Raw genomic sequence first — 18,011 nt, forward strand, 5'->3', positions numbered from 1 at the left:
AATCGTGTCCTGATTGTGGGGGACGGGAGCGGGATGCCCCGGTGTTTACGAAGCTTTATTGCCCGGATCGTGGATTAATGGTGCTAGAGTACCGAAGTAGCCCCGCCTCATTTAACCCTTGTTAACCCTGCTTGAATTGACTGGACCGAGCTGCACGATGCTTCCCACGAGGCGTGACGCCTGAGGTTGAGGACGGCGATGACGGCATCAGATGCGGGTACTGCACCCTGGACCGGCCGGCTGACCGGAAACGGGTCGGGGGTCTCCGTTCTGGTTGCGACCGCCATCGTCGTGGCCGACATGATCGGGGTCGGCGTCTTCACCAGCCTCGGCTTCCAGGTCAAGGACATCCCCTCGGGCTTCTCGATCCTCCTGCTGTGGACCGTCGGCGGCATCGTCGCGCTGTGCGGGGTATTCTCCTACAGCGAGCTCGGCGCGATGTTTCCGCGCTCGAGCGGCGAATACAATTTTCTCGGCCGTGCCTATCATCCCGCCTTCGGCTTTCTCGCCGGCTGGGTGTCGGCAACGGTTGGTTTTGCAGCACCCGTCGCGCTCGCCGCGATGGCGTTCGGCGAATACGCCAAATCGGTGGTGCCCGGTGTGCCGCCGATCCCGCTTGCCATCGCCGTGGTGTGGCTGGTCTCGCTCGTGCAACTGACCGGCGTCAGGCACTCCTCGACCTTCCAATTGATCTCGACCATCCTGAAGGTCGTGCTGATCGTTGCCTTCCTGGTTGCCGGCTTCATCGTCGGCGTGCCGCAGCCGATCGCCTTCACGCCGCAGGCCGGCGATCTCGCGCACATCGTCAGCGCGCCTTTCGCGATCGGGCTCGTGTTCGTGATGTATTCGTTCTCGGGCTGGAATGCCGCGACCTACATCATCGGCGAGATGAACATGCCGCAGCGGGACCTGCCGCGCGCGCTGCTCGCGGGCACGCTGATCGTGCTCGTGCTGTACGTCGCGCTGAATGCGGTGTTTCTCCATTCGACCCCGGTCGGCGCACTCGCGGGTCAGCTCGACGTCGCCAGCGTCGCCGGCAGCGCGATCTTCGGTAATCTCGGGGGCCGGATCGTAGGCGCGATGATCTGCTTCGGCCTGATCTCATCGATCAGCGCGATGATGTGGATCGGCCCGCGCGTGATGATGACGATGGGGGAGGACATTCCGGCACTGCGCGTGTTCTCGCAGAGATCGGTCCGCGGCGCGCCGGCCTATGCCATCCTGTTTCAGCTCGCCGTCGCCAATCTGCTGCTGTTCACCCGCAGTTTCGAGGCCGTGCTCGACTTCATCCAGTTCGCGCTCTTGTTCTGCTCGTTCTTCACGGTCGCCGGCGTCATCAAGCTGCGTATCACCGATCCCGATTTGCCGCGGCCCTATCGTGCCTGGGGATACCCGTTCACGCCGCTCGTTTTCCTGCTCGTGACCGCCTTCATGATGTACTATTTGTTGACCGAGCGGCCCGTGCAATCGCTGTCGGGGATGCTCGTCATGCTCTCGGGCCTGTTGATTTATGCTGTTTTCCGCAGGCGGCCGGTCGCCGCTGGCACTTCACGACATTGCGAATAGACATGTTTCGACCCATGAGAATTGCGGCCGTCGCTCTCGCCTTGCTGGCTGCGACCGTCTCGTCCGCACGTGCCGCCGAGGCGACCTTCGACGACACCGCGCGCTTCCTCGCGGGCATGCAGCCTTCGGCGGATTCGCCGCTGGTGCCGCTCACAAAGGACCCGGGTTGGCAGCGCCACGCAAAGTTCTTCGACGGCGCCTTCGCCCAACTCGAGCAGCGCCAGCTCTCGAAGATCCGCAACTGGGCCGACGTCAATCTGGCGGCGCCCAGGCCGACCATGTTTTATTTGTTCAGCGGTCCCGACTTCCTCTACGCCAACGCCTTTTATCCCAAGGCCAGCACGTACGTGCTCGGCGCGCTGGAGCCGGTCGGTGCGGTGGCTGACCTGACGCGCTTGCCGCGCGGCTCGGTCGGCGCCGCGCTCTACAATGTCGAGCGCTCACTCGGCTCGATCCTGAGTTTTTCCTTCTTCATCACCAAGCAAATGAAGGTCGACCTGCACACCAACCAGGTCAACGGCACCTTGCCGATCCTCTATGTTTTCCTCGTCCGCTCCGGCAAGACCATCCGCAATGTCGAGATGGTCGCACTCGACGACAAGGGCGGCGTGCATGTCGGCAACGACAATCCAGGGCCGAACGCGACGCGCGGCGCCCGCATCACCTTTGCAGGCCCCGACGGCGAGGCGCGCACGCTGTACTATTTCTCGACCGATCTCTCCAATTCGGGTGCACGCGCGGCAGGCTTCCTGAAGTTCTGCGAGACGCTCGGCCCCGGCAACAGCCTGATCAAGAGTGCGTCCTATCTGCTGCACTCCGACAACTTTACCGTCGCGCGCGATTGGTTGCTGGCCAACAGCGCGACCATCGTCCAGGACGATTCTGGCATTCCGCTTTCGAGCTACAATTCGCGGCAATGGCGGTTCTTCCCGTTCGGCCGCTATCTCGGACCCATCGGCGAATTTCCCGGCCGCTATCAGGAGCGCTACGCCGCATTGTTCACGCGCGCCCAGCCGATCGACTTCGGCGTCGGTTACCGCTGGCGGATGCACGAGTCGAACTTGCTGCTGTCGGTGAAGGTGCCGGGAAGCGAGACGGCGCCGGGCGCGGAGACCACCTCGTCCGCCGAGCCGCCGCCGAAACCGCCGCGTCCGAAGCGGCCACGTCCGCCCGAGCCGGTCCCGCCGCCGCCCGGACGCTTTTTCTGGTCCCGCTGATTACCAGTGCACGCTCTGGCTCGGCACGATGAACTCCGTCGTACTGGGCGGCGTGGCAGTGCTCGTCGCTAGATACCAGCCCGAGCCGACGACAAGCACAAGCAGGCCGATGATAGCGAGCATGTCGAGGGTTCTGGGATCGTGGCCTCGCGAACCAGCCCGCGAATCCCGTCCAGACCTGAAGTGAAAATGAGGGCTGATTTTCCAGCGCATTGTTGTTTCCTCCCGCAGGAGCATCACATCAACGCGAGGGGCGAGTTTCGGTTCCACTCAAGGTAGCGACGGGTGAGGCGCCGCATCATGCTCAGGATGCGTTGACACCGCGCCAGCGCGCGTAGCGCCAAGGCAGATACCAGCGCGAAGCTTGCGGTGTGGTGAGGGGCACGTTGTCGATGCCCGAGGTGCCGAAAGGGTTGCAACGGAGCAGGCGCGCCAGCGTCATCCAGCCGCCGGCCCACAGCCCGAATCTTTCGATCGCCTCGTCGCCATAAACCGAGCAGGTCGGCAGGTGCCGGCAATTGTAGCCAACCAGCGGCGAGAGCGTGTGGCGGTAGAGCCAGATCAGCGCGCGGCCGAATCTGCGTGGAAGCCGGCGCGCGCCCGCGACGGGATTGGAACAATGCTCGCAAGTTGATCGCTTCATGGGCGCATTGCTGAGATCGTGGGCGAGGTCCTGCGCGGTTCCGGCGCAGGGAACTGTAAGCAGTTGTTTGTACGTCATATTTTGCGTGCTTTTTGGGAGCAGTGCAGCAAGCGCCTATGGACGAGCTGTATTCCCCCGGATACCATTTTTGTGACGGTCATGTGAGACTCATTGGAAAGTCAGAACGGGGCTTGGCTGAGTCGGCTCGCCGTAAGGCTTGGGCTAAAGCTTGGGACTTGGGGAAGGGACCAGTTTGAAACTTCTGAAGGCGCTCAAACTTCGCGGCTGGTTGCTGGTGGGAACCGCTGCTTGTGGAGTCGTGTTGGCTGGCGCCGTCGCGACGCTCGGGTCGTCGGCTCGGGCCGGTGTTGCCCTCGAAGAGCGCAAGCTGCCGATGAAGTTCAATTGGGTCGCCTGCGAGCCGAATTGCCGCGGGTGGGTCAGTGCGGTCGGCATCATCACGGCCGATACGCCGAGGGACTTCGAAGATTTTTCCCGCGGACGCCAGCTCGGCGGCGCCACCGTGGTGCTCGATTCCAGCGGTGGTTCCGTCAACGACGCGATCACGCTCGGCCGGCGCTTCCGCAATCTCGGACTTCTGACCACGGTCGGCATCAGCCTTCAGAACCGCGGCGGGCAGTCGGTCCGTCCGGCGGTCGCGCCTGAGGCCTATTGCGAATCCATGTGCGTGTTCCTGTTGCTGGCCGGCAAGAAGCGCTACGTGCCGGAAGCGGCCCATGTCCGGGTCCACCAGATCTGGATGGGCGATCGCGCCGACGATGCCAAGGCAGCGAGCTACAGCGCGCAGGACCTGATGATCGTGGAGCGCGACATCGGCCGGCTCGCCAAATACACGTTCGACATGGGCGGTGCCGGCGATCTGCTGTCGCTCGCGCTCAGCGTCCCCCCCTGGGAAGATTTGCACGAGCTCGATGCAGGCGAGCTCAAGCTCACAAATCTCGTGACGACGGATCTCGTGGCCGACGTGCTGCCGCATGTCGACATCTCCGCGCCGGCAATGGCGGAGCTTGCACCGAAGACCCAGGCAAGGTTCGGTGCGGAACCGGAGCAGCCCGCCAAGTCGACCAAGACGGCGGAAGCCCTGGTGCCGACGGGCGGCGTAGCCACGCCGGTCGCGGCATCGCAGAAGTAGCCTCGAATTTCTGATCTCGTTCCGGGCCTAGCCACGCGCCGGAAGCAGCCGCCGGAATCAGCCTCCGGACTCAGCCTTGCGCCGCAGCCGGCTGCTTCGCTTTCGCCTCGATCTGGCCGATGGCATCGACCACGGCATCGAAGGTCAGGAGCGTCGAGGCGTGCCGCGCCTTGTAGTCGCGGACCGGCTCGAGGAACTTGATCTCTGCCCATTTGCCGTCAGGAGGCGCGCCGTTCTCCTTCAGCATCTTGCGAACAGTTTCGCGTAACTCACGGAGTTCGCTCGCAGTCGATCCGACGATCTGACTTGCCATGATGGATGAAGAAGCTTGTCCCAGCGCGCAGGCCTTCACGTCGTGGGCGAAGTCGGTGACCTTGTCGCCCTCCATCTTGAGGTCGATCTTGACGGTCGAGCCGCACAGCTTGGAGTGGGCGGTGGCGGTGGCATCGGGATCCGACAACCGTCCGAGCCGCGGAATATTCCCGGCCAGTTCGATGATCCGCTTGTTATAAATGTCGTTCAGCATGTGATGGAGTCCAGCAGGATCGGCCTTGGCGTGCGCCGTCCACGGCCCTATATAGGGTCGGAACTGGCGGAAAAACAGTCCAGCGCTGCAGCAGTGGTGTGATCCAGAACCGTGCTGCCGGCGTTAATTTGAAGACCTTTTCGCCGAAACTGTTCTCTCAGGCGTCCGGCGGCTCGCCGCCCCGTCTGCCGGTGACACTCCGGCCGCAAGGCCGTCGAACGGAGTAGACATGGACGCTACCATCAAATCCATCCGCCCCAACAAGCCCTCCGACCGGCAGCCCGATGGCCGTCCGGCGGAGCTTGATCCTTCCGAATTCCTCGCCGCCGCCGTCCGCGCCGACCAGCCGCGCCCTGCGCGCGCCGAGGCCGAGCAGGCGGTGAAGACGCTGCTCGCCTATATCGGCGAGAACACCAACCGCGAGGGCTTGCTCGACACGCCGCGCCGCGTGGTCGAGGCTTTCGACGAACTCTATCAGGGCTACCACCAGTGCCCGGCCGAGGTACTCGATCGCACCTTCGGCGAGACCGCCGGCTATGATGATTTCGTCCTTGTGCGCGACATCGAGTTCACCTCGCAATGCGAGCATCACATGATGCCGTTCTACGGCAAGGCGCACATCGCCTATACGCCGGTGGAACGCGTGGTCGGCCTGTCGAAGCTTGCGCGCCTCACCGACATCTTCGCCCGCCGGCTCCAGACCCAGGAGCACATGACCGCGCAGATCGCGGCGGCGATCGACGAGATCCTCAAGCCGCGCGGCGTTGCCGTGCTGATCGAGGCCGAGCATACCTGCATGTCGGTGCGCGGCGTCGCCAAGCATGGCGCCTCCACCTTCACCAGCCGATTCACCGGCATGTTCCGCGACAATCCGGCGGAGCAGGCTCGTTTTCTGTCCCTGGTGCGAGGCCTGCAGCGCTGACCTCGCGAATAGACCGGCGAGGTCATTGTGTCCGCTCACTCCCATGAAACCGAGGAAGGTCTCGCCTTCCTTCCCAGGTTCGACGCGGCCGGGCTCGTGACCGTCGTCGCGACCGACGTCGCCACCGGCGACGTGCTGATGGTCGCGCACATGAACGACGAGGCGCTGCGCAAGACCATTGCGACCGGCGAGGCCTGGTACTTCAGCCGCTCGCGCAAGGCCTTGTGGCGAAAAGGTGAGACCTCGGGTCAGACCCAGCGCGTGGTCGAGATCCGCACCGATTGCGATCAGGATGCAATCTGGCTCCGCGTCGAGCAGATCGGCGCGGCGTGTCACACCGGCCGCCGGTCCTGCTTCTACCGCAAGGTCGAGGCCGAAGACGGCGGCGCCACGCTCCTCTTCGTCGATGCGGACAGGCTGTTCGATCCAGACGCGGTGTACAAGAAGTAGTCCTGCCGTCACGCGCAGGGCGGAGCTGGCGATCCGAATTAACCCCGCATTAACCATACCTGTCCCACGGTGAGACGACAGGGCGCTGAATTGCCGGCGCACTCAACGCCGTGCGGTGCGGGCACTTCATCATGTCGGTCGACAATTCCAGTGCCTCTCAGACGGCGGTTCTCGATCCGTCGCGGGCACGCGTCGCCGGTGCGATCAAGCAGGCCTCGAACGTCGCTGGCGTCAGCTTCCAATACATGCTGACCACCGCCAAGATGGAATCTGATTTCGATCCCACGGCTGGGGCGACGACGTCATCGGCGCACGGGCTCTACCAGTTCATCGACCAGACCTGGCTGGGCACGGTGAAGGAAGCGGGCACCCAGCTCGGCTATGGCAATTATTCCGACGCCATCACCAGGACGTCGTCAGGCACCTACACCGTCGATGATCCCGCGATGAAGCGGTCGATCATGAAGCTGCGTGACGATCCGCAGGCCGCCTCCAGCATGGCGGCCGCGCTGACGCAGTCGAACAGCTTCAAGCTCACCGGCCTGCTCGGCCGCAGGCCGTCCGACAGCGAACTCTACATGGCGCATTTCATGGGCGTCGGCGGCGCCGCGAAGCTGATCGCCAACGCCGAGGACAATCCGCAAGCGGTCGGTGCGCGGTTGTTTCCCAACGCTGCGTCCGCCAATCGCTCGATCTTCTACGCCAAGGACGGCCGCGCGCGCAGCGTCTCGGAGGTCTATTCGGTGCTGGATGCGCGCTACGCCGGCGCGGCAAATTCGAAAACCACCCGCAGCGCGATGGCGATGTATGGCGGCACGCTGTCGACCACGCTGGTCGCGAGCGCCAATGGCGTACAGCCTGCCGCGCCGCTGATCGACAATGCCGCGTATCTCCAGACCTTTCCGAACACACGCGCGGTGACGCCGGTCAGCGCGACAGCGCCAATGACGGTCGCGGACAATGCACCGGGCACGCCGGTGTTTCGCTCGATCTATCAGCCCGGCGACACCACCCAGCCGGTTTCGACGACCGTGCAGACATTGTGGGGCAACAATGCCTCGCTCACCTCGGTCGCACCCGCGACCACGGTCGCACCAGCGACCTCGGCCGCATCGGCGACGCCCGACGTCCGGCCGCCGCAGCCTCTTGATCTCTTCAGCGATCGCAGCGGCACGTTCTCAAGCTAATTCGCGCGCCCGCGTCTCGGATACGTCGTAGCGTGAACGCTGCGAGCAGGTCCCAGCGCGTCCACAGGCGCCTTTGTTCCCTTAACAAAACGTCAATAAAACCAGCCAGTTATGGTGAACGCTTTGTTAAGCGTCGTGGTTTAATTTGTGTTGCAGGTGACAAGCCGTCACCGCTTCGTCTTCGTTGCGTAAGCCGGAAGCACCATGATTGTTCGGCAGTTCATCAATTGGATCAGGACGGCGCCCGCTGGCGAGCGGGCCGAGGCGACGCGGGCGCTGGCCCGGGCCTGGCTGATCTCAGACCTTTCCCATGACGACCGTATTGCCGCTGAAGGCGCGCTTCTGATGCTGCTCGACGATCCCTCGCCGCTGGTGCGGCAGGCGATGGCCGAGGCGTTTGCGCGCAGCACCGAGGCGCCGGCGTCGATCGTGCGGGCGCTGTCGGCGGACCAGCCGACCGTCGCGCTGCCCGTGCTCGAACATTCTCCGCTGCTGATCGACGCCGATCTCGTCGACATCGTCGCGACCGGCAACGACGAGGTGCAGTGCGCGGTCGCGCGCCGCATCGCGCTGCCGGTATCGGTCTGCGCCGCCATTGCCGAAGTCGGCTGCGCGGCGGCAGCGCTCGAGCTGATCGAAAATCCTCATGCCGAGCTTGCGCCATTCTCCTGGGATCGCATCGTCGAGCGTCACGGCCATCTCGCCGCGATCCGCGAGGCGATGCTGGTGCTGGAGGATCTGCCGTCCGCCACGCGCGCTGCGCTGGTGGCAAAACTCTCGGAGACGCTGGCTCAATTCGTCGTGGCCCGGAACTGGCTGAGTGCCGACCGCGCCGAGCGGATCGCGACCGAGGCGCGCGACCGCTCCACCATGAATATCGCGGCGCGCTCACGCGGCGAAGACATGGAAGGTCTTGTTCAGCACCTGCGCATCACCGGCCAGCTCACAGCGGGTCTCATTCTGCGCGCGCTGCTGTCGAGCAATCTGGACCTGTTCGATGCGGCGCTGGCTGAGCTCGCCGAGCTGCCGCTGGCGCGCGTGTCCGCGCTGCTGCACGATCGCGGCGGCAATAGCCTGCAGGCGCTGCTACGGCGCGCCGGGCTTCCCGAGGCGACATTTGCGGCCTTCCAGGTCGCGCTCGATGCCTGCCACGAGCAAGGCTTCGTCGACAGCGACGACAATGCGGTGCGGCTGCGCCGCCGCATGGTCGAGCGCGTGCTCACCCATTGCGAGACCGACCGCGGCGCGACCGAGCCGCTGATGGTCCTGCTGCGCCGCTTCGCCACGGAGTCCGCGCGCGAAGAGGCAAGGCTGTTCTGCGACGAGCTGGTCGCGGAGGAGATGGTTGATCCTGTCTATGACGATCTGATCGCGGCCTAATTCGATATCCGAGATAGGGCAGGTCTAAACCGCAAACTCCGTCATTGCGAGCGCAGCAAAGCAATCCAGAATCCCACCGCGGAGACAGTCTGGATTGCTTCGCCGCGCTCGCAATGACGAGAGGAGAGAGGCGAGCCCTTACCCCGCCGGCGCGATGCTCGGCGCCAGGATCACCTCGAGATGCTCGGGGCGATCGCGGTTGGCGTCGGCGAGATAGTCGTCGGCGACCTTGCGCAGGCGCCGGCTGAGCTCGGCGGAGACGCTGATGCTGTCGAGCTTGGTGTTCTCGTGCACGATGGCGAGGATGGCGTTGATGTGGTGCGTGAACAGCTCGGCCGGCACCTTTTCCAGATCGGGCGCGTGCTCGATGACACGGCACAGGCTCTCGGCTACGCCGGCCGCCGCCGGATAGCCGAAGGTCGCGGCATCGCCCTTGATGTCGTGCGCGGCGCGAAACAACTCGTCGCGCCTGTCCTTGGTGAAGCCGTCGTGCCGGATGGCGACGTAGGCGGCCGACAGCCGGTTGATCTCGGTCGCCATCCAGTCCTTGAACTCGCCGGCGAGGCCCGCGAGCGCCTGCTCGGCCCGGCCGACCGGATCGTCCATGTCCTTGTCTTCGACGCGGCGCAGGACCGACCGCAGCGGGTTGGGCTGCGTGATGATTTGATGCGTGGCGAAGGCCGTGATCTCGATGTCTCTTGCGCTGTTCTTCGCCATGATATTCGGCCTCGATCGTGAGAGACGTTGCGCTAGATGGAGGAGCGGGCCTTGTCGAGCAGCGAGGGCTGCTGCAGCACCTCGTGCTTTTCGCCGACGCGGCGCTCGGGACCCATATAGGCGGAGGTGATGTTGCGGCGCCGGTCCGGGCCGAAATAGGTCTTGGTCTTGATGAAGGGTCGGGGACTGGCGACCACGTTGAGGATGCGCTGGTAGAGCCCCTTGGCCGAGATCGGCTTGGCCAGGAATTCGGTGACGCCGGCATCGCGCGCCACTGTGACGCGGCGCTTCTCGGAATGGCCGGTCAGCATGATGATCGGCGCGTAAGGATTGCCCTTGGATTCCGGCTGCCGGATCATCTGCGCCAGCTCGAGCCCGTCGAAGATCGGCATCGCCCAGTCGGTGATGACGATGTCGGGCACGTAATGGCTGTACATTTCCAGCGCCGTGGCGCCGTCCTCGGCCTCGTAGACTTCACGCGCGCCAAAGGAATGCAGCAGCGTCCGCAGGATGCGGCGCATGTGCGGATTGTCGTCGCAGACGAGGAAACGCAGCTTGTTGAAATCGATGCGGAACATGGAGCCCGGGCCGGAGCGGTCAACTTTCGTTAACCATATCTCGCCGGGGGTTAATGAAGGGTTGCGATCGGCAGTCCGGCGAGGCGGCTCAGGAGCCGAACTGTTCGCGCAGAATGCGCTCTTCCAGGCTGTGACCGGGGTCGAACAGCATGCGCATTGAGATGGTCCTGTCGGACAGCACCTCGACGCGGCGGACGTCGCGCACCTCGTCGTGGTCGGCGACCGCCGCCACGGGGCGCTTGTCGCCCTCAAGCACCTCGATCACGACATAAGCCGTGTTCGGTAGCAGCGCGCCGCGCCAGCGTCGCGGGCGGAAGGCGCTGATCGGTGTCAGCGCCAGCAGCGCAGCGTTGATCGGCAGGATCGGCCCCTGGGCGGACAGATTGTAGGCGGTCGAGCCGGCCGGCGTTGCCACCATGATGCCGTCGGCGATCAGCTCGGACATGCGCTCGCGCTCGTCGATCAGGATCCGCAGGCGCGCCGCCTGATAGGTCTGCCGGAACAGGGCGACCTCGTTGATGGCGTGATGCAGGTGAACGCGGTCGTTGGCGTCGGTCGCGCGCATCAGGAGCGGGTGGATCTCGGATTCCTGCGCGGCCTCGAGACGGGCCCGAAGATCGACCGTCGAGTACTCGTTCATCAGGAAGCCGACGGTGCCGCGGTGCATGCCGTAGATCGGCTTGCCCGTGTGCATGTGCTGATGCAGCGTCTGGAGCATGAGCCCGTCGCCGCCGAGTGCGACCACGATGTCGGCGTCCTTCGGGTCGCAATTGCCGAAGTCTCTGGTGAGCTGGCCGAAGGCGGCTTGCGCCTCGCTGCTCGGGCTGGCGACGAAGGCGATCCGGTCGTATCGCGCTGGCTTGGTCATGGCTTCGGGCAGGGCCGCTGGCTGGAGAAAGTTCCGCCGGGCTCGTCTAACGATCTCGACCCCGATTGTCGAGGATGACCGCCCTTCACACCAGACCGGCAACTGCCCATTCCGATTTGAGGACGAAACCGGCTCGATTTGTGCCCAACCGGGCTCTTCAGGCGCCGCTGGAGCCATGATCCCCCAAACCGTCGCAATTTCGCGCTAGCCTTGCGGTCCGCACCGGTGGTCGTCGCCGGGCAGGGAGAACGATCATGGCCATGAATATGCCGGCGCTCCGCCGCGCGACCCTGGTGCTGGCGGTGTCGGCATTCGCGCTCGCAGGATTTGCGCGCGCCGACGATCCGCCGCAGCCGCGCGCCGAGGCGGCGGCAGCAGCCGGACAGAAGGGTGGTCGCGGCGGCGCACAAAGCGCGTCGCAGAATTCATCGTCATCCGCCGAGCCGCACCGTCTTCCGTCGGATTCGACCACGAAGCAGACGCTCGATCTTCCCGGCCGCACCCTCAATTTCGCAGCGACCGCGGGTTCGATCCGCGTGTTCGACGGCAAGGGCGAGCCGGTGGCCGACGTCACCTACACATCCTATGAGCTCGACGGCGCCGACCGCGCGACGCGCCCTGTGACGTTCCTGTTCAACGGCGGGCCCGGTGCGTCCTCGGCATGGCTCCAGTTCGGCGCGGCGGGGCCGTGGCGGCTGCCGCTCGATGGCGAAGCGCTGTCGCCGTCCGCCTCGCCCGAGGTGAAGCCTAACGCGGAGACCTGGCTCGATTTCACCGATCTCGTCTTCATCGACCCCGTCAGCACGGGCTATAGCCGCTTTGTCGCGACCGGCGATGACGCGCGCAAATCGTTCTACTCCGTTGACGGTGACGTCAATTCGATCGCGCTCGTGATCCGCCGCTGGCTCGAGAAGCACGACCGGCTGACCTCGCCGAAATACGTCGCCGGCGAAAGCTATGGCGGCATTCGCGGGCCGAAGGTGGTGCGCCAGTTGCAGCTCCAGCACGGCGTCGGGGTCAGGGGATTGATCCTGGTGTCGCCGCTGCTGGACTTCCGCGAGTTCACCGGCACCAGCCTCCTGCAATATGTCGCGACGCTGCCGAGCTATGTCGCGGTGACGCGCGAGGCGAAAGGCCCGGTCAAGCGCGCCGATCTCGCCGACGTCGAGGCTTACGCGCGCGGCGAATTCCTGGCCGACCTCGTCAAAGGCGAGGCGGACCAGGAGGCGACCAATCGTCTTGCCGACAAGGTCGCCGAGCTCACCGGCATCGACCAGGCGGTGAGCCGCCGGCTTGCCGGCCGCTTCGACGTCGGCGAATTCCGCCGCGAATTCGACCGCAAGAACGGCAAGGTGACGGGGCGCTACGATGGCTCGGTACGAGGCTTCGATCCCTATCCGGATTCGAGCAGCTCGCGGTTCGGTGATCCCTCCGGCGATGCGCTGCAGGCGCCGCTGACGAGTGCCGCGGTTGACCTGTTGACACACAAGCTCAATTGGCGGCCCGATGGCTCCTACGAGGTGTTGAACGGCGCCGTCGAGGGTTACTGGGATTTCGGCCGCGGCATCAACCCGCCGCAGTCGGTCTCCGAGCTGCGCCAGATCCTCGCCACGGATGCGAAGCTGAACGTGCTGGTCGCGCACGGACTGTTCGATCTCGCCACGCCCTATTTCGGATCGAAGCGGGTGCTCGACCAGTTGCCGGCCTTCGCAACACAGCGTGTCAAGTTCGTGGTCTATCCCGGCGGCCACATGTTCTATTCGCGCGACGGCTCGCGACAGGCGCTTCGGAGCGAGGTCGAGGCGCTCATTCGGGAGTAGGCCGTCGCTTGCGCGGCTTGTATCTCCGCGCGATCTCGCGGGCTACGACGGCCGCAGGCTTGATGTTGGCGCCCGCGATCCAGACGTCGCTGACCTTGCCACGCTTGTTGCGGACGCGGCGCACCGGCTCGCCATGGCTGGAGTAGCCGGCGGCCCAGGCGAGCTTGCCGGTGTCGCGGCCGGTGACCTCGATCTCGGCGGCGTCCATGAACGGGTTGTTGAACTGGGGATTGGCGACCAGCACGCGGTTGCCGAGCGGCACGAGGTCGTTCGCGCCCCAGATCGTCCACCAGCGGCCGGTCCAGTCGCGCACGCGCCTGTCGGGTGCGCCACGGGCCTGGAAGACGCGGAGGATTTGCATCGCGCCGTCCATCCAGAACGGCGCCGCGCCGTCGATGGAGTTGCTGAGGATGCTGATCGCGAGCTCGCAAGCGGGGATGCAGCAGGTCCGCGAGATGTAACCTTGAAAGCCGCCGCCATGGCCGAACCAATCCCAGCCGTCGGTTTTGCCGGCGTTGACGCCGAGGCCGTAATAGGCCTCGAAGCTTTGCGGCACGCGCCAATGGTTTCGCGTCATCTCGCGGCGGCTCGCGACCGATAGCATGCTCTTTTTCGCATTGGGCGCGAGCTGTGCGTAGAAGCGGGCGGTATCGGCGGCGGTCGCGATGAAGCCGGCGGCGGAGGCCATCGCGTGCGCGGGATTGTCGCCGGGGATCACGCATCGCTCCCCATACGGCAGCTTGCGGGTGTGGCCGCGCGCGAACGACGCGCCCTTGGGAAGCGGGGCGTCCGGCTCGGTCTCGCGCAGGTCCGCGGGTTCGATGATCTCGCGCTTGATCCAGGTGCGGTAAGGCTCCTTGGTCACGGCTTCGATGACGAGACCGATCAGCCCAAAGCCGTGATTGGAATATTTGAAGCGTGTGCCCGGCTCGATCGCGGTCGGCAGCTTCAATTCCGCGATCAGCTCGCTAGCGTCGAGATAGGGACGGCTGTCGATGAACTGGCCGGAATCGGCGCCGTCGCGCGTCAGTCCTGCGCTGTGCGAGAGCACTTGCGCAATCGTCGTTCCGGCGACGCGCGGATGCAGGCCGGCGACATATTGGCCGATGGGATCGTCGAGCCGGAGCTTGCGCTGCTCGCGCAGCTTCATGATGCCGGCCGAGGTAAAGCTCTTCGAATGCGAGGCAATGCGGAAGCGGTGGCGCGGGGTGAGCTTCTCGCCGGTGTCGAGATTGGCGAGGCCGAACGCGTGCTCGGCGACGATTTCGCCGCGATGGGCGAATGCGACGATCACGCCCGGCTGCTGGATTGTGGTGTGCTGGAATTCGATCCAGGAGCCGATGTACTCGATTGCGGATCGCAGCCAATTGTCCATTGCGCACCGATTTGCGAGGGGAAGATTGGTGGGAAAGCTAGCCGAGAACGCAGAACGGGCACAACCCTGAGGTTGTGCCCGTTCGTCCCATTCGGAGATGCGATGTTCTTAATAGACGAGAGTCGCTCCGGTCGGCTTGTCGAGCGCGGTGGCGAGCGAACGATATTCGGAGCTGTCGGTGCCGGCGAGCGAGGCGAGCTTGTTCAGGTGATACTGCGCCTGCTCGCGGTTGCCCTGCTCGAGCTGCCAGAGGCCGTAATACTGCCAGGTGCGGACGTGGTTCGGATCGTCCTTCAGCGCCAGCTCGTAATAGACCTTCGACGACTGGTAGTCGCCGAGCTTGCGATAGGAGTAGCCGATCAGATTGGCGACGTCGGCGACGTCGTCGCGCTTGAGCGACTTCAGCTGGCCGATCGCGCCAGTGTAGTCGTGATTGTCGTAGATCGTGGTGTAGGCGGTGCGATAGGCAGCAAGGAATTTCGGATCGTTGACGGAGGAGCTTTTCTTCTTGCCCTTTTTGGTCGAGGTGTCCGAGGCCGGCGGCGACGAGGGGGTGTCGCCACCTGCGGCATAGGCGCTGGTCAGAGCCGGCCCGGCCGCCAATGTCATGGCGACAAGTCCCGGCACAAGAAGCGTTGAGAGTTTTCGCATCTAAGTTCTCCCGTATGGAACGTGGCGATCCTACACGATTGCCCAAAGACCGGAACACCCATCAGGCAAAAACATTCCCGGCATCCTGGTCTATTCGCCCTGCGGACAGATGACAAACTTGTCATCCAGATGAACGGGAGCCTGCTGCGGGCTTCAGATTGGGTTCAGTGCGTGCCCCCTAGGCTCCAACCTACGATCAAAGGGTTGGCGAGAGGGCGCCCGCCTCAAGATCCTTCCAAGAGGAGACCAACCATGTTGAAGACCATTTCCGCAGCCTTGCTTGCAGCTTCCGTGATCGCAGCCCCGGCCTTCGCAGCCGAGACCGGCAAGACCACCACGACCACGCCGGTGATCAAGGCAGACGAGGCCCAGACCAAAGTGTCCACCACCGCCGCGAAACCCGACGCCGGCCTCAAGGCCGATGCCAAGACTTCGGATGTCAAGACTTCGGATGTCAAGGCTTCGGACGTCAAGGCCGACGCCAAGGTGGATGCCAAGTCGAAGGCGATGAACGCCAACGCCGCGGTCACACCGGACGCGCACAAGACCGTGCGCACGCATCGCCACCACCACAAGCATCTGTCCGCGAAGAAGTCGCTGACGACGCAGCCGGACGTGACCAAGCCGGCGACGATGGAGAAGCGCAGCTAACGACTGATCCTGCGCGGCGGCGTTCTAGCATTGCCCAGCCGCCGCGTGAGGAATTCAGGCCCGGCCCGTTCGTCACGCCTTGCGCGAAAGCTCGAGGTGCTGGCGGCGGGCCGGTACGCTGAAGCCCGCGAGCAACGTCCCAGGTTTGGCGGCCGCAAACAAAACCTCGAAAACAACCCCATGCACAGTAGCCGGTGGTAGATAAATCAATGGTTTGATCGGTGGCTCATCTGCGGATTTTACGAAGCCGTTTGACTCGTCGGGCAAAACACCTGTAGACATGCATCATTGCAACCTTGGGGCTGGAACGTCTCCGAGACTGATCGAGCGGAGAGCGTAAGCGGTGCGGCGACTAGCGGAACGCGCAGTGAGCTTGGCGTTGATGCTGGCACTGCCGCTGGCGCTCACGGGATGCTTCGGCAGCGACGGTGACCGTCCGACCCTGATGGACGGGACCCAGGCCGGAGGTCCACAACCGTTCCCGGATAATTTCCGCGGCGACACGCTGGCCTTGATGCGCAGCTATCTGAACAACCCCGTCGGCGTGCGTGACGCCAGCATGGCCGAGCCGGTGCAGCGCGAGGTCGGCGGTCGGCAGTTCTACGTCAGCTGCCTGCACTTCACCCCACGCGAGACCGACGGCACCTACAAGGCCATGAGGGAACGCGCCGTGATTTTCGTCAACGGCCGGGCGGACCGCGTCGTCGATCGCGCCAGCGAGCTGTGCGCGGGCGCGGTTTACGTACCCTTTCCGGAACTTGAAAAGATGACGCGGTAGCGCAAAGCCCACCTTCATCGCTTGGTGATAGGACAGAGCCAACCGGAGCTGCCGGATCACATTTCGGGGAGCCTTGAACGGAGTGGTTTTGCGTTGCGACTAATCGCTACAGCAGGTTCTGTTTTCCAGCGGAAAAAAAACCGTCGGTATGAGCCTGCGGGACGGAACAAAATCGCGCTGTTGCCGCTCCGTCACAGTAACGAACGATCAACGTTCCGGCATCGCCGCGAAGCAACCCAATTCACGCCACGTTGTTTCCTGAGTGTCGAATTTGAAAGAACGGGGATGATCATGAAAAGGATTTTGCTGGGTGCGGTTGCCCTGCTTGCGCTGGCCGCGCCGGCTGCCGCAGCCGACATGCAGGCGCGCACCTACACCAAGGCTCCGGCCTACACGCCGCCGCAGGTGATCTACAACTGGACCGGCTTCTACATCGGCGGCCATGTCGGCGGCGCCTTTGCCGGCGACAGCAGCTTCCAGTCGAGCGACGCGCGCTTCCTCGGCGGTGTCCAGGGCGGCTTCGACTACCAGTTCGCGCCCAATTGGGTCATGGGTATGGAGGCGCAGTATTCCTGGCTGCCGACCAACAACGGCGGTGCCACGTTCCCGCTGGGCACGCAGGTGACCTCGAATACCGACCAGCTCGGCTCGGTGACCGGTCGTATCGGCTACACCTGGGGACCGGCGCTGCTTTACGCCAAGGGCGGTTATGCCTGGCGCAATGGCGGTCTTGGCGTGAATGTCGCCGGCGTGCCGCAGCCCTTCACCGCGACCGGGAACAGCAAGGACGGCTACACTGTCGGCGCTGGCCTCGAATACATGTTCGCGCCGAACTGGTCGGCCAAGGCCGAGTACCAGTACTACAACTTCGGCAGCACGACGATCACCTCCGGTCCGGCTGACGTCGTGGGCGTCCGCGGCCGGGAGGACGAGCATACCGTCAAGGTCGGCGTGAACTATCGCTTCGGCTGGGGCGGTCCGGCAGCCTCGCGCTACTGACGCGCCACCAACGATCACGATCTGACAAAGGCCGGCTCCCCCGCCGGCCTTTCGTTTGCCGGGCTCTGGTTGCCAGCCTTCTGTTTGCATTGCGTCAACCATCTGGCGCGTCATTTGCAAGCAAACGTTTTGGCGCGCGCTTTCTCACGCGCGTCATGGAGCTCGGGTAAAGCAAAAATAATTTTTGCAGCTTAGGGAACTCGCGCGCCGGAACGCGTTATATGAGAATTACCGGGCTGGTGGGACGACGGACATGCGTATCTTGGTGTCGGCTGTGGTGCTCTCGTGCTTCGTCAGTTTGCCGTGCGCTGCCCAAACAATCCTCAAATCCGAGCCTCTGATGCTGGCACCCTACGAGGTGGCCTTCGTCAAGGACGCCTCGTGCTCCTCCGGCAAGGTGCTGAAGGTCACAGGCGCGATCCGTGGGCTGCATCGCCGGAAGGCCTGCGTGGCTCTGGCGGGCGAGCAGGCCTCGCTCGCGACCGCGACGCCCTGAGCTTTTCCTGAGCTCCGGCTTCCCATCCTTGATC

Annotated in this window: 21 protein-coding genes; 12 read left to right on the forward strand and 9 right to left on the reverse strand. The window is 64.4% G+C overall.

What is annotated here, in order from left to right; genetic code table 11:
• The first annotated feature begins 198 nt into the window (after positions 1-198).
• The gene (locus IVB41_RS29670) at positions 199-1,566 is read left to right on the forward strand and encodes an APC family permease (RefSeq protein ID WP_247437720.1); all 1,368 of its coding nucleotides are present in this window, start codon (positions 199-201) and stop codon (positions 1,564-1,566) included.
• A 2-nt stretch (positions 1,567-1,568) separates the two neighbouring features.
• The gene (locus tag IVB41_RS29675; RefSeq protein WP_247437722.1) at positions 1,569-2,783 is read left to right on the forward strand and encodes a hypothetical protein; all 1,215 of its coding nucleotides are present in this window, start codon (positions 1,569-1,571) and stop codon (positions 2,781-2,783) included.
• On the opposite strand, the gene IVB41_RS29680 is transcribed toward IVB41_RS29675, so the two are convergent.
• Both IVB41_RS29680 and yidD read right to left on the reverse strand, forming a co-directional pair.
• Positions 2,784-2,996 carry a hypothetical protein gene (locus IVB41_RS29680; protein ID WP_247437725.1) on the reverse strand — a complete coding sequence of 71 codons (213 nt, stop codon included), beginning with the start codon at positions 2,994-2,996 and terminating at the stop codon, positions 2,784-2,786.
• A gap of 91 nt (positions 2,997-3,087) precedes the next feature.
• On the reverse strand, positions 3,088-3,426 hold the full coding sequence (gene yidD, locus IVB41_RS29685; RefSeq protein ID WP_247437728.1) for a membrane protein insertion efficiency factor YidD: 339 nt from the start codon (positions 3,424-3,426) through the stop codon (positions 3,088-3,090).
• Positions 3,427-3,679: 253 nt separating this feature from the next.
• Between yidD and IVB41_RS29690 the strand changes: the two genes are divergently transcribed.
• Entirely contained in the window at positions 3,680-4,579 is a 900-nt protein-coding gene (locus IVB41_RS29690; RefSeq protein WP_247437730.1) for a hypothetical protein, read from the forward strand.
• A 70-nt stretch (positions 4,580-4,649) separates the two neighbouring features.
• On the opposite strand, the gene IVB41_RS29695 is transcribed toward IVB41_RS29690, so the two are convergent.
• The gene (locus IVB41_RS29695; RefSeq protein ID WP_247437732.1) at positions 4,650-5,105 is read right to left on the reverse strand and encodes an iron-sulfur cluster assembly scaffold protein; all 456 of its coding nucleotides are present in this window, start codon (positions 5,103-5,105) and stop codon (positions 4,650-4,652) included.
• 229 nt (positions 5,106-5,334) lie between these two features.
• Here IVB41_RS29695 and folE point away from each other — a divergent pair, with 229 nt between their 5' ends.
• The 4 genes from folE to IVB41_RS29715 all read left to right on the forward strand — a co-directional run bounded on the left by folE (position 5,335) and on the right by IVB41_RS29715 (position 9,044).
• Positions 5,335-6,027: a GTP cyclohydrolase I FolE gene (folE, locus tag IVB41_RS29700; RefSeq protein WP_247287114.1), complete on the forward strand. Its 693-nt coding sequence runs from the start codon at positions 5,335-5,337 to the stop codon at positions 6,025-6,027.
• A 27-nt stretch (positions 6,028-6,054) separates the two neighbouring features.
• On the forward strand, positions 6,055-6,477 hold the full coding sequence (hisI, locus tag IVB41_RS29705) for a phosphoribosyl-AMP cyclohydrolase (protein ID WP_247437734.1): 423 nt from the start codon (positions 6,055-6,057) through the stop codon (positions 6,475-6,477).
• A gap of 89 nt (positions 6,478-6,566) precedes the next feature.
• Positions 6,567-7,664, forward strand: coding sequence for a lytic transglycosylase domain-containing protein (locus IVB41_RS29710; protein WP_247438240.1), 1,098 nt, complete (start codon positions 6,567-6,569; stop codon positions 7,662-7,664).
• Between the two features lie 204 nt (positions 7,665-7,868).
• Positions 7,869-9,044: a DUF2336 domain-containing protein gene (locus IVB41_RS29715; protein WP_247437737.1), complete on the forward strand. Its 1,176-nt coding sequence runs from the start codon at positions 7,869-7,871 to the stop codon at positions 9,042-9,044.
• Between the two features lie 138 nt (positions 9,045-9,182).
• On the opposite strand, the gene IVB41_RS29720 is transcribed toward IVB41_RS29715, so the two are convergent.
• From IVB41_RS29720 to IVB41_RS29730, 3 genes are all read right to left on the reverse strand, one after another.
• Positions 9,183-9,761 (reverse strand): Hpt domain-containing protein, encoded by a 579-nt coding sequence (locus IVB41_RS29720; protein ID WP_027518674.1) that lies wholly within the window; start codon positions 9,759-9,761, stop codon positions 9,183-9,185.
• A 32-nt stretch (positions 9,762-9,793) separates the two neighbouring features.
• Positions 9,794-10,339 carry a response regulator gene (locus IVB41_RS29725; protein ID WP_027567831.1) on the reverse strand — a complete coding sequence of 182 codons (546 nt, stop codon included), beginning with the start codon at positions 10,337-10,339 and terminating at the stop codon, positions 9,794-9,796.
• Between the two features lie 88 nt (positions 10,340-10,427).
• The gene (locus IVB41_RS29730) at positions 10,428-11,207 is read right to left on the reverse strand and encodes an NAD kinase (RefSeq protein ID WP_007602648.1); all 780 of its coding nucleotides are present in this window, start codon (positions 11,205-11,207) and stop codon (positions 10,428-10,430) included.
• A 254-nt stretch (positions 11,208-11,461) separates the two neighbouring features.
• On the opposite strand from IVB41_RS29730, the gene IVB41_RS29735 reads away from it, so the two are divergent.
• Positions 11,462-13,027 (forward strand): S10 family peptidase, encoded by a 1,566-nt coding sequence (locus IVB41_RS29735; protein ID WP_247437739.1) that lies wholly within the window; start codon positions 11,462-11,464, stop codon positions 13,025-13,027.
• Here IVB41_RS29735 and IVB41_RS29740 read toward each other — a convergent pair.
• Together IVB41_RS29740 and IVB41_RS29745 are read right to left on the reverse strand one after the other, a co-directional pair.
• Positions 13,014-14,402: a serine hydrolase gene (locus IVB41_RS29740; protein WP_247437742.1), complete on the reverse strand. Its 1,389-nt coding sequence runs from the start codon at positions 14,400-14,402 to the stop codon at positions 13,014-13,016. The two genes, IVB41_RS29735 and IVB41_RS29740, sit on opposite strands and share 14 nt — an antisense overlap.
• 108 nt (positions 14,403-14,510) lie before the next feature.
• Positions 14,511-15,053, reverse strand: coding sequence for a tetratricopeptide repeat protein (locus IVB41_RS29745; RefSeq protein WP_027568442.1), 543 nt, complete (start codon positions 15,051-15,053; stop codon positions 14,511-14,513).
• A 252-nt stretch (positions 15,054-15,305) separates the two neighbouring features.
• Between IVB41_RS29745 and IVB41_RS29750 the strand changes: the two genes are divergently transcribed.
• The gene (locus IVB41_RS29750; RefSeq protein WP_247437745.1) at positions 15,306-15,704 is read left to right on the forward strand and encodes a His-rich protein BRANT; all 399 of its coding nucleotides are present in this window, start codon (positions 15,306-15,308) and stop codon (positions 15,702-15,704) included.
• Positions 15,705-15,776: 72 nt separating this feature from the next.
• Here the strand turns inward: IVB41_RS29750 and IVB41_RS29755 are convergent, their stop codons facing one another.
• Positions 15,777-15,986 carry a hypothetical protein gene (locus IVB41_RS29755; protein WP_247437747.1) on the reverse strand — a complete coding sequence of 70 codons (210 nt, stop codon included), beginning with the start codon at positions 15,984-15,986 and terminating at the stop codon, positions 15,777-15,779.
• Positions 15,987-16,086: 100 nt separating this feature from the next.
• Between IVB41_RS29755 and IVB41_RS29760 the strand changes: the two genes are divergently transcribed.
• The 3 genes from IVB41_RS29760 (at position 16,087) to IVB41_RS35840 (ending at position 17,977) form a co-directional block, all read left to right on the forward strand.
• A complete protein-coding gene (locus IVB41_RS29760) occupies positions 16,087-16,482 on the forward strand; it encodes a hypothetical protein (protein ID WP_035961651.1) in 396 nt (131 codons plus the stop codon).
• Positions 16,483-16,773: 291 nt separating this feature from the next.
• On the forward strand, positions 16,774-17,481 hold the full coding sequence (locus IVB41_RS29765; protein ID WP_247437749.1) for an outer membrane protein: 708 nt from the start codon (positions 16,774-16,776) through the stop codon (positions 17,479-17,481).
• A 253-nt stretch (positions 17,482-17,734) separates the two neighbouring features.
• A complete protein-coding gene (locus tag IVB41_RS35840; protein ID WP_018455389.1) occupies positions 17,735-17,977 on the forward strand; it encodes a hypothetical protein in 243 nt (80 codons plus the stop codon).
• Positions 17,978-18,011: the final 34 nt, after the last annotated feature.

It is taken from the genome of Bradyrhizobium sp. 44 (assembly GCF_023073095.1).
In the GTDB taxonomy this organism is placed as follows: domain Bacteria; phylum Pseudomonadota; class Alphaproteobacteria; order Rhizobiales; family Xanthobacteraceae; genus Bradyrhizobium.

Bases quoted from the DNA above. Each gene is read 5' to 3' on its own strand.
- IVB41_RS35840 (WP_018455389.1), top strand. From the start codon at position 17,735: ATGCGTATCTTGGTGTCGGCTGTGGTGCTCTCGTGCTTCGTCAGTTTG.
- folE (WP_247287114.1), top strand. From the start codon at position 5,335: ATGGACGCTACCATCAAATCCATCCGCCCCAACAAGCCCTCCGACCGG.
- IVB41_RS29760 (WP_035961651.1), top strand. From the start codon at position 16,087: ATGCTGGCACTGCCGCTGGCGCTCACGGGATGCTTCGGCAGCGACGGT.
- IVB41_RS29670 (WP_247437720.1), top strand. From the start codon at position 199: ATGACGGCATCAGATGCGGGTACTGCACCCTGGACCGGCCGGCTGACC.
- IVB41_RS29740 (WP_247437742.1), bottom strand. From the start codon at position 14,402: ATGGACAATTGGCTGCGATCCGCAATCGAGTACATCGGCTCCTGGATC.
- IVB41_RS29695 (WP_247437732.1), bottom strand. From the start codon at position 5,105: ATGCTGAACGACATTTATAACAAGCGGATCATCGAACTGGCCGGGAAT.
- IVB41_RS29730 (WP_007602648.1), bottom strand. From the start codon at position 11,207: ATGACCAAGCCAGCGCGATACGACCGGATCGCCTTCGTCGCCAGCCCG.
- IVB41_RS29725 (WP_027567831.1), bottom strand. From the start codon at position 10,339: ATGTTCCGCATCGATTTCAACAAGCTGCGTTTCCTCGTCTGCGACGAC.
- IVB41_RS29735 (WP_247437739.1), top strand. From the start codon at position 11,462: ATGGCCATGAATATGCCGGCGCTCCGCCGCGCGACCCTGGTGCTGGCG.
- IVB41_RS29675 (WP_247437722.1), top strand. From the start codon at position 1,569: ATGTTTCGACCCATGAGAATTGCGGCCGTCGCTCTCGCCTTGCTGGCT.
- IVB41_RS29765 (WP_247437749.1), top strand. From the start codon at position 16,774: ATGAAAAGGATTTTGCTGGGTGCGGTTGCCCTGCTTGCGCTGGCCGCG.
- yidD (WP_247437728.1), bottom strand. From the start codon at position 3,426: ATGAAGCGATCAACTTGCGAGCATTGTTCCAATCCCGTCGCGGGCGCG.
- IVB41_RS29755 (WP_247437747.1), bottom strand. From the start codon at position 15,986: ATGTCTACAGGTGTTTTGCCCGACGAGTCAAACGGCTTCGTAAAATCC.
- IVB41_RS29745 (WP_027568442.1), bottom strand. From the start codon at position 15,053: ATGCGAAAACTCTCAACGCTTCTTGTGCCGGGACTTGTCGCCATGACA.
- IVB41_RS29750 (WP_247437745.1), top strand. From the start codon at position 15,306: ATGTTGAAGACCATTTCCGCAGCCTTGCTTGCAGCTTCCGTGATCGCA.
- IVB41_RS29720 (WP_027518674.1), bottom strand. From the start codon at position 9,761: ATGGCGAAGAACAGCGCAAGAGACATCGAGATCACGGCCTTCGCCACG.
- IVB41_RS29680 (WP_247437725.1), bottom strand. From the start codon at position 2,996: ATGCGCTGGAAAATCAGCCCTCATTTTCACTTCAGGTCTGGACGGGAT.
- IVB41_RS29715 (WP_247437737.1), top strand. From the start codon at position 7,869: ATGATTGTTCGGCAGTTCATCAATTGGATCAGGACGGCGCCCGCTGGC.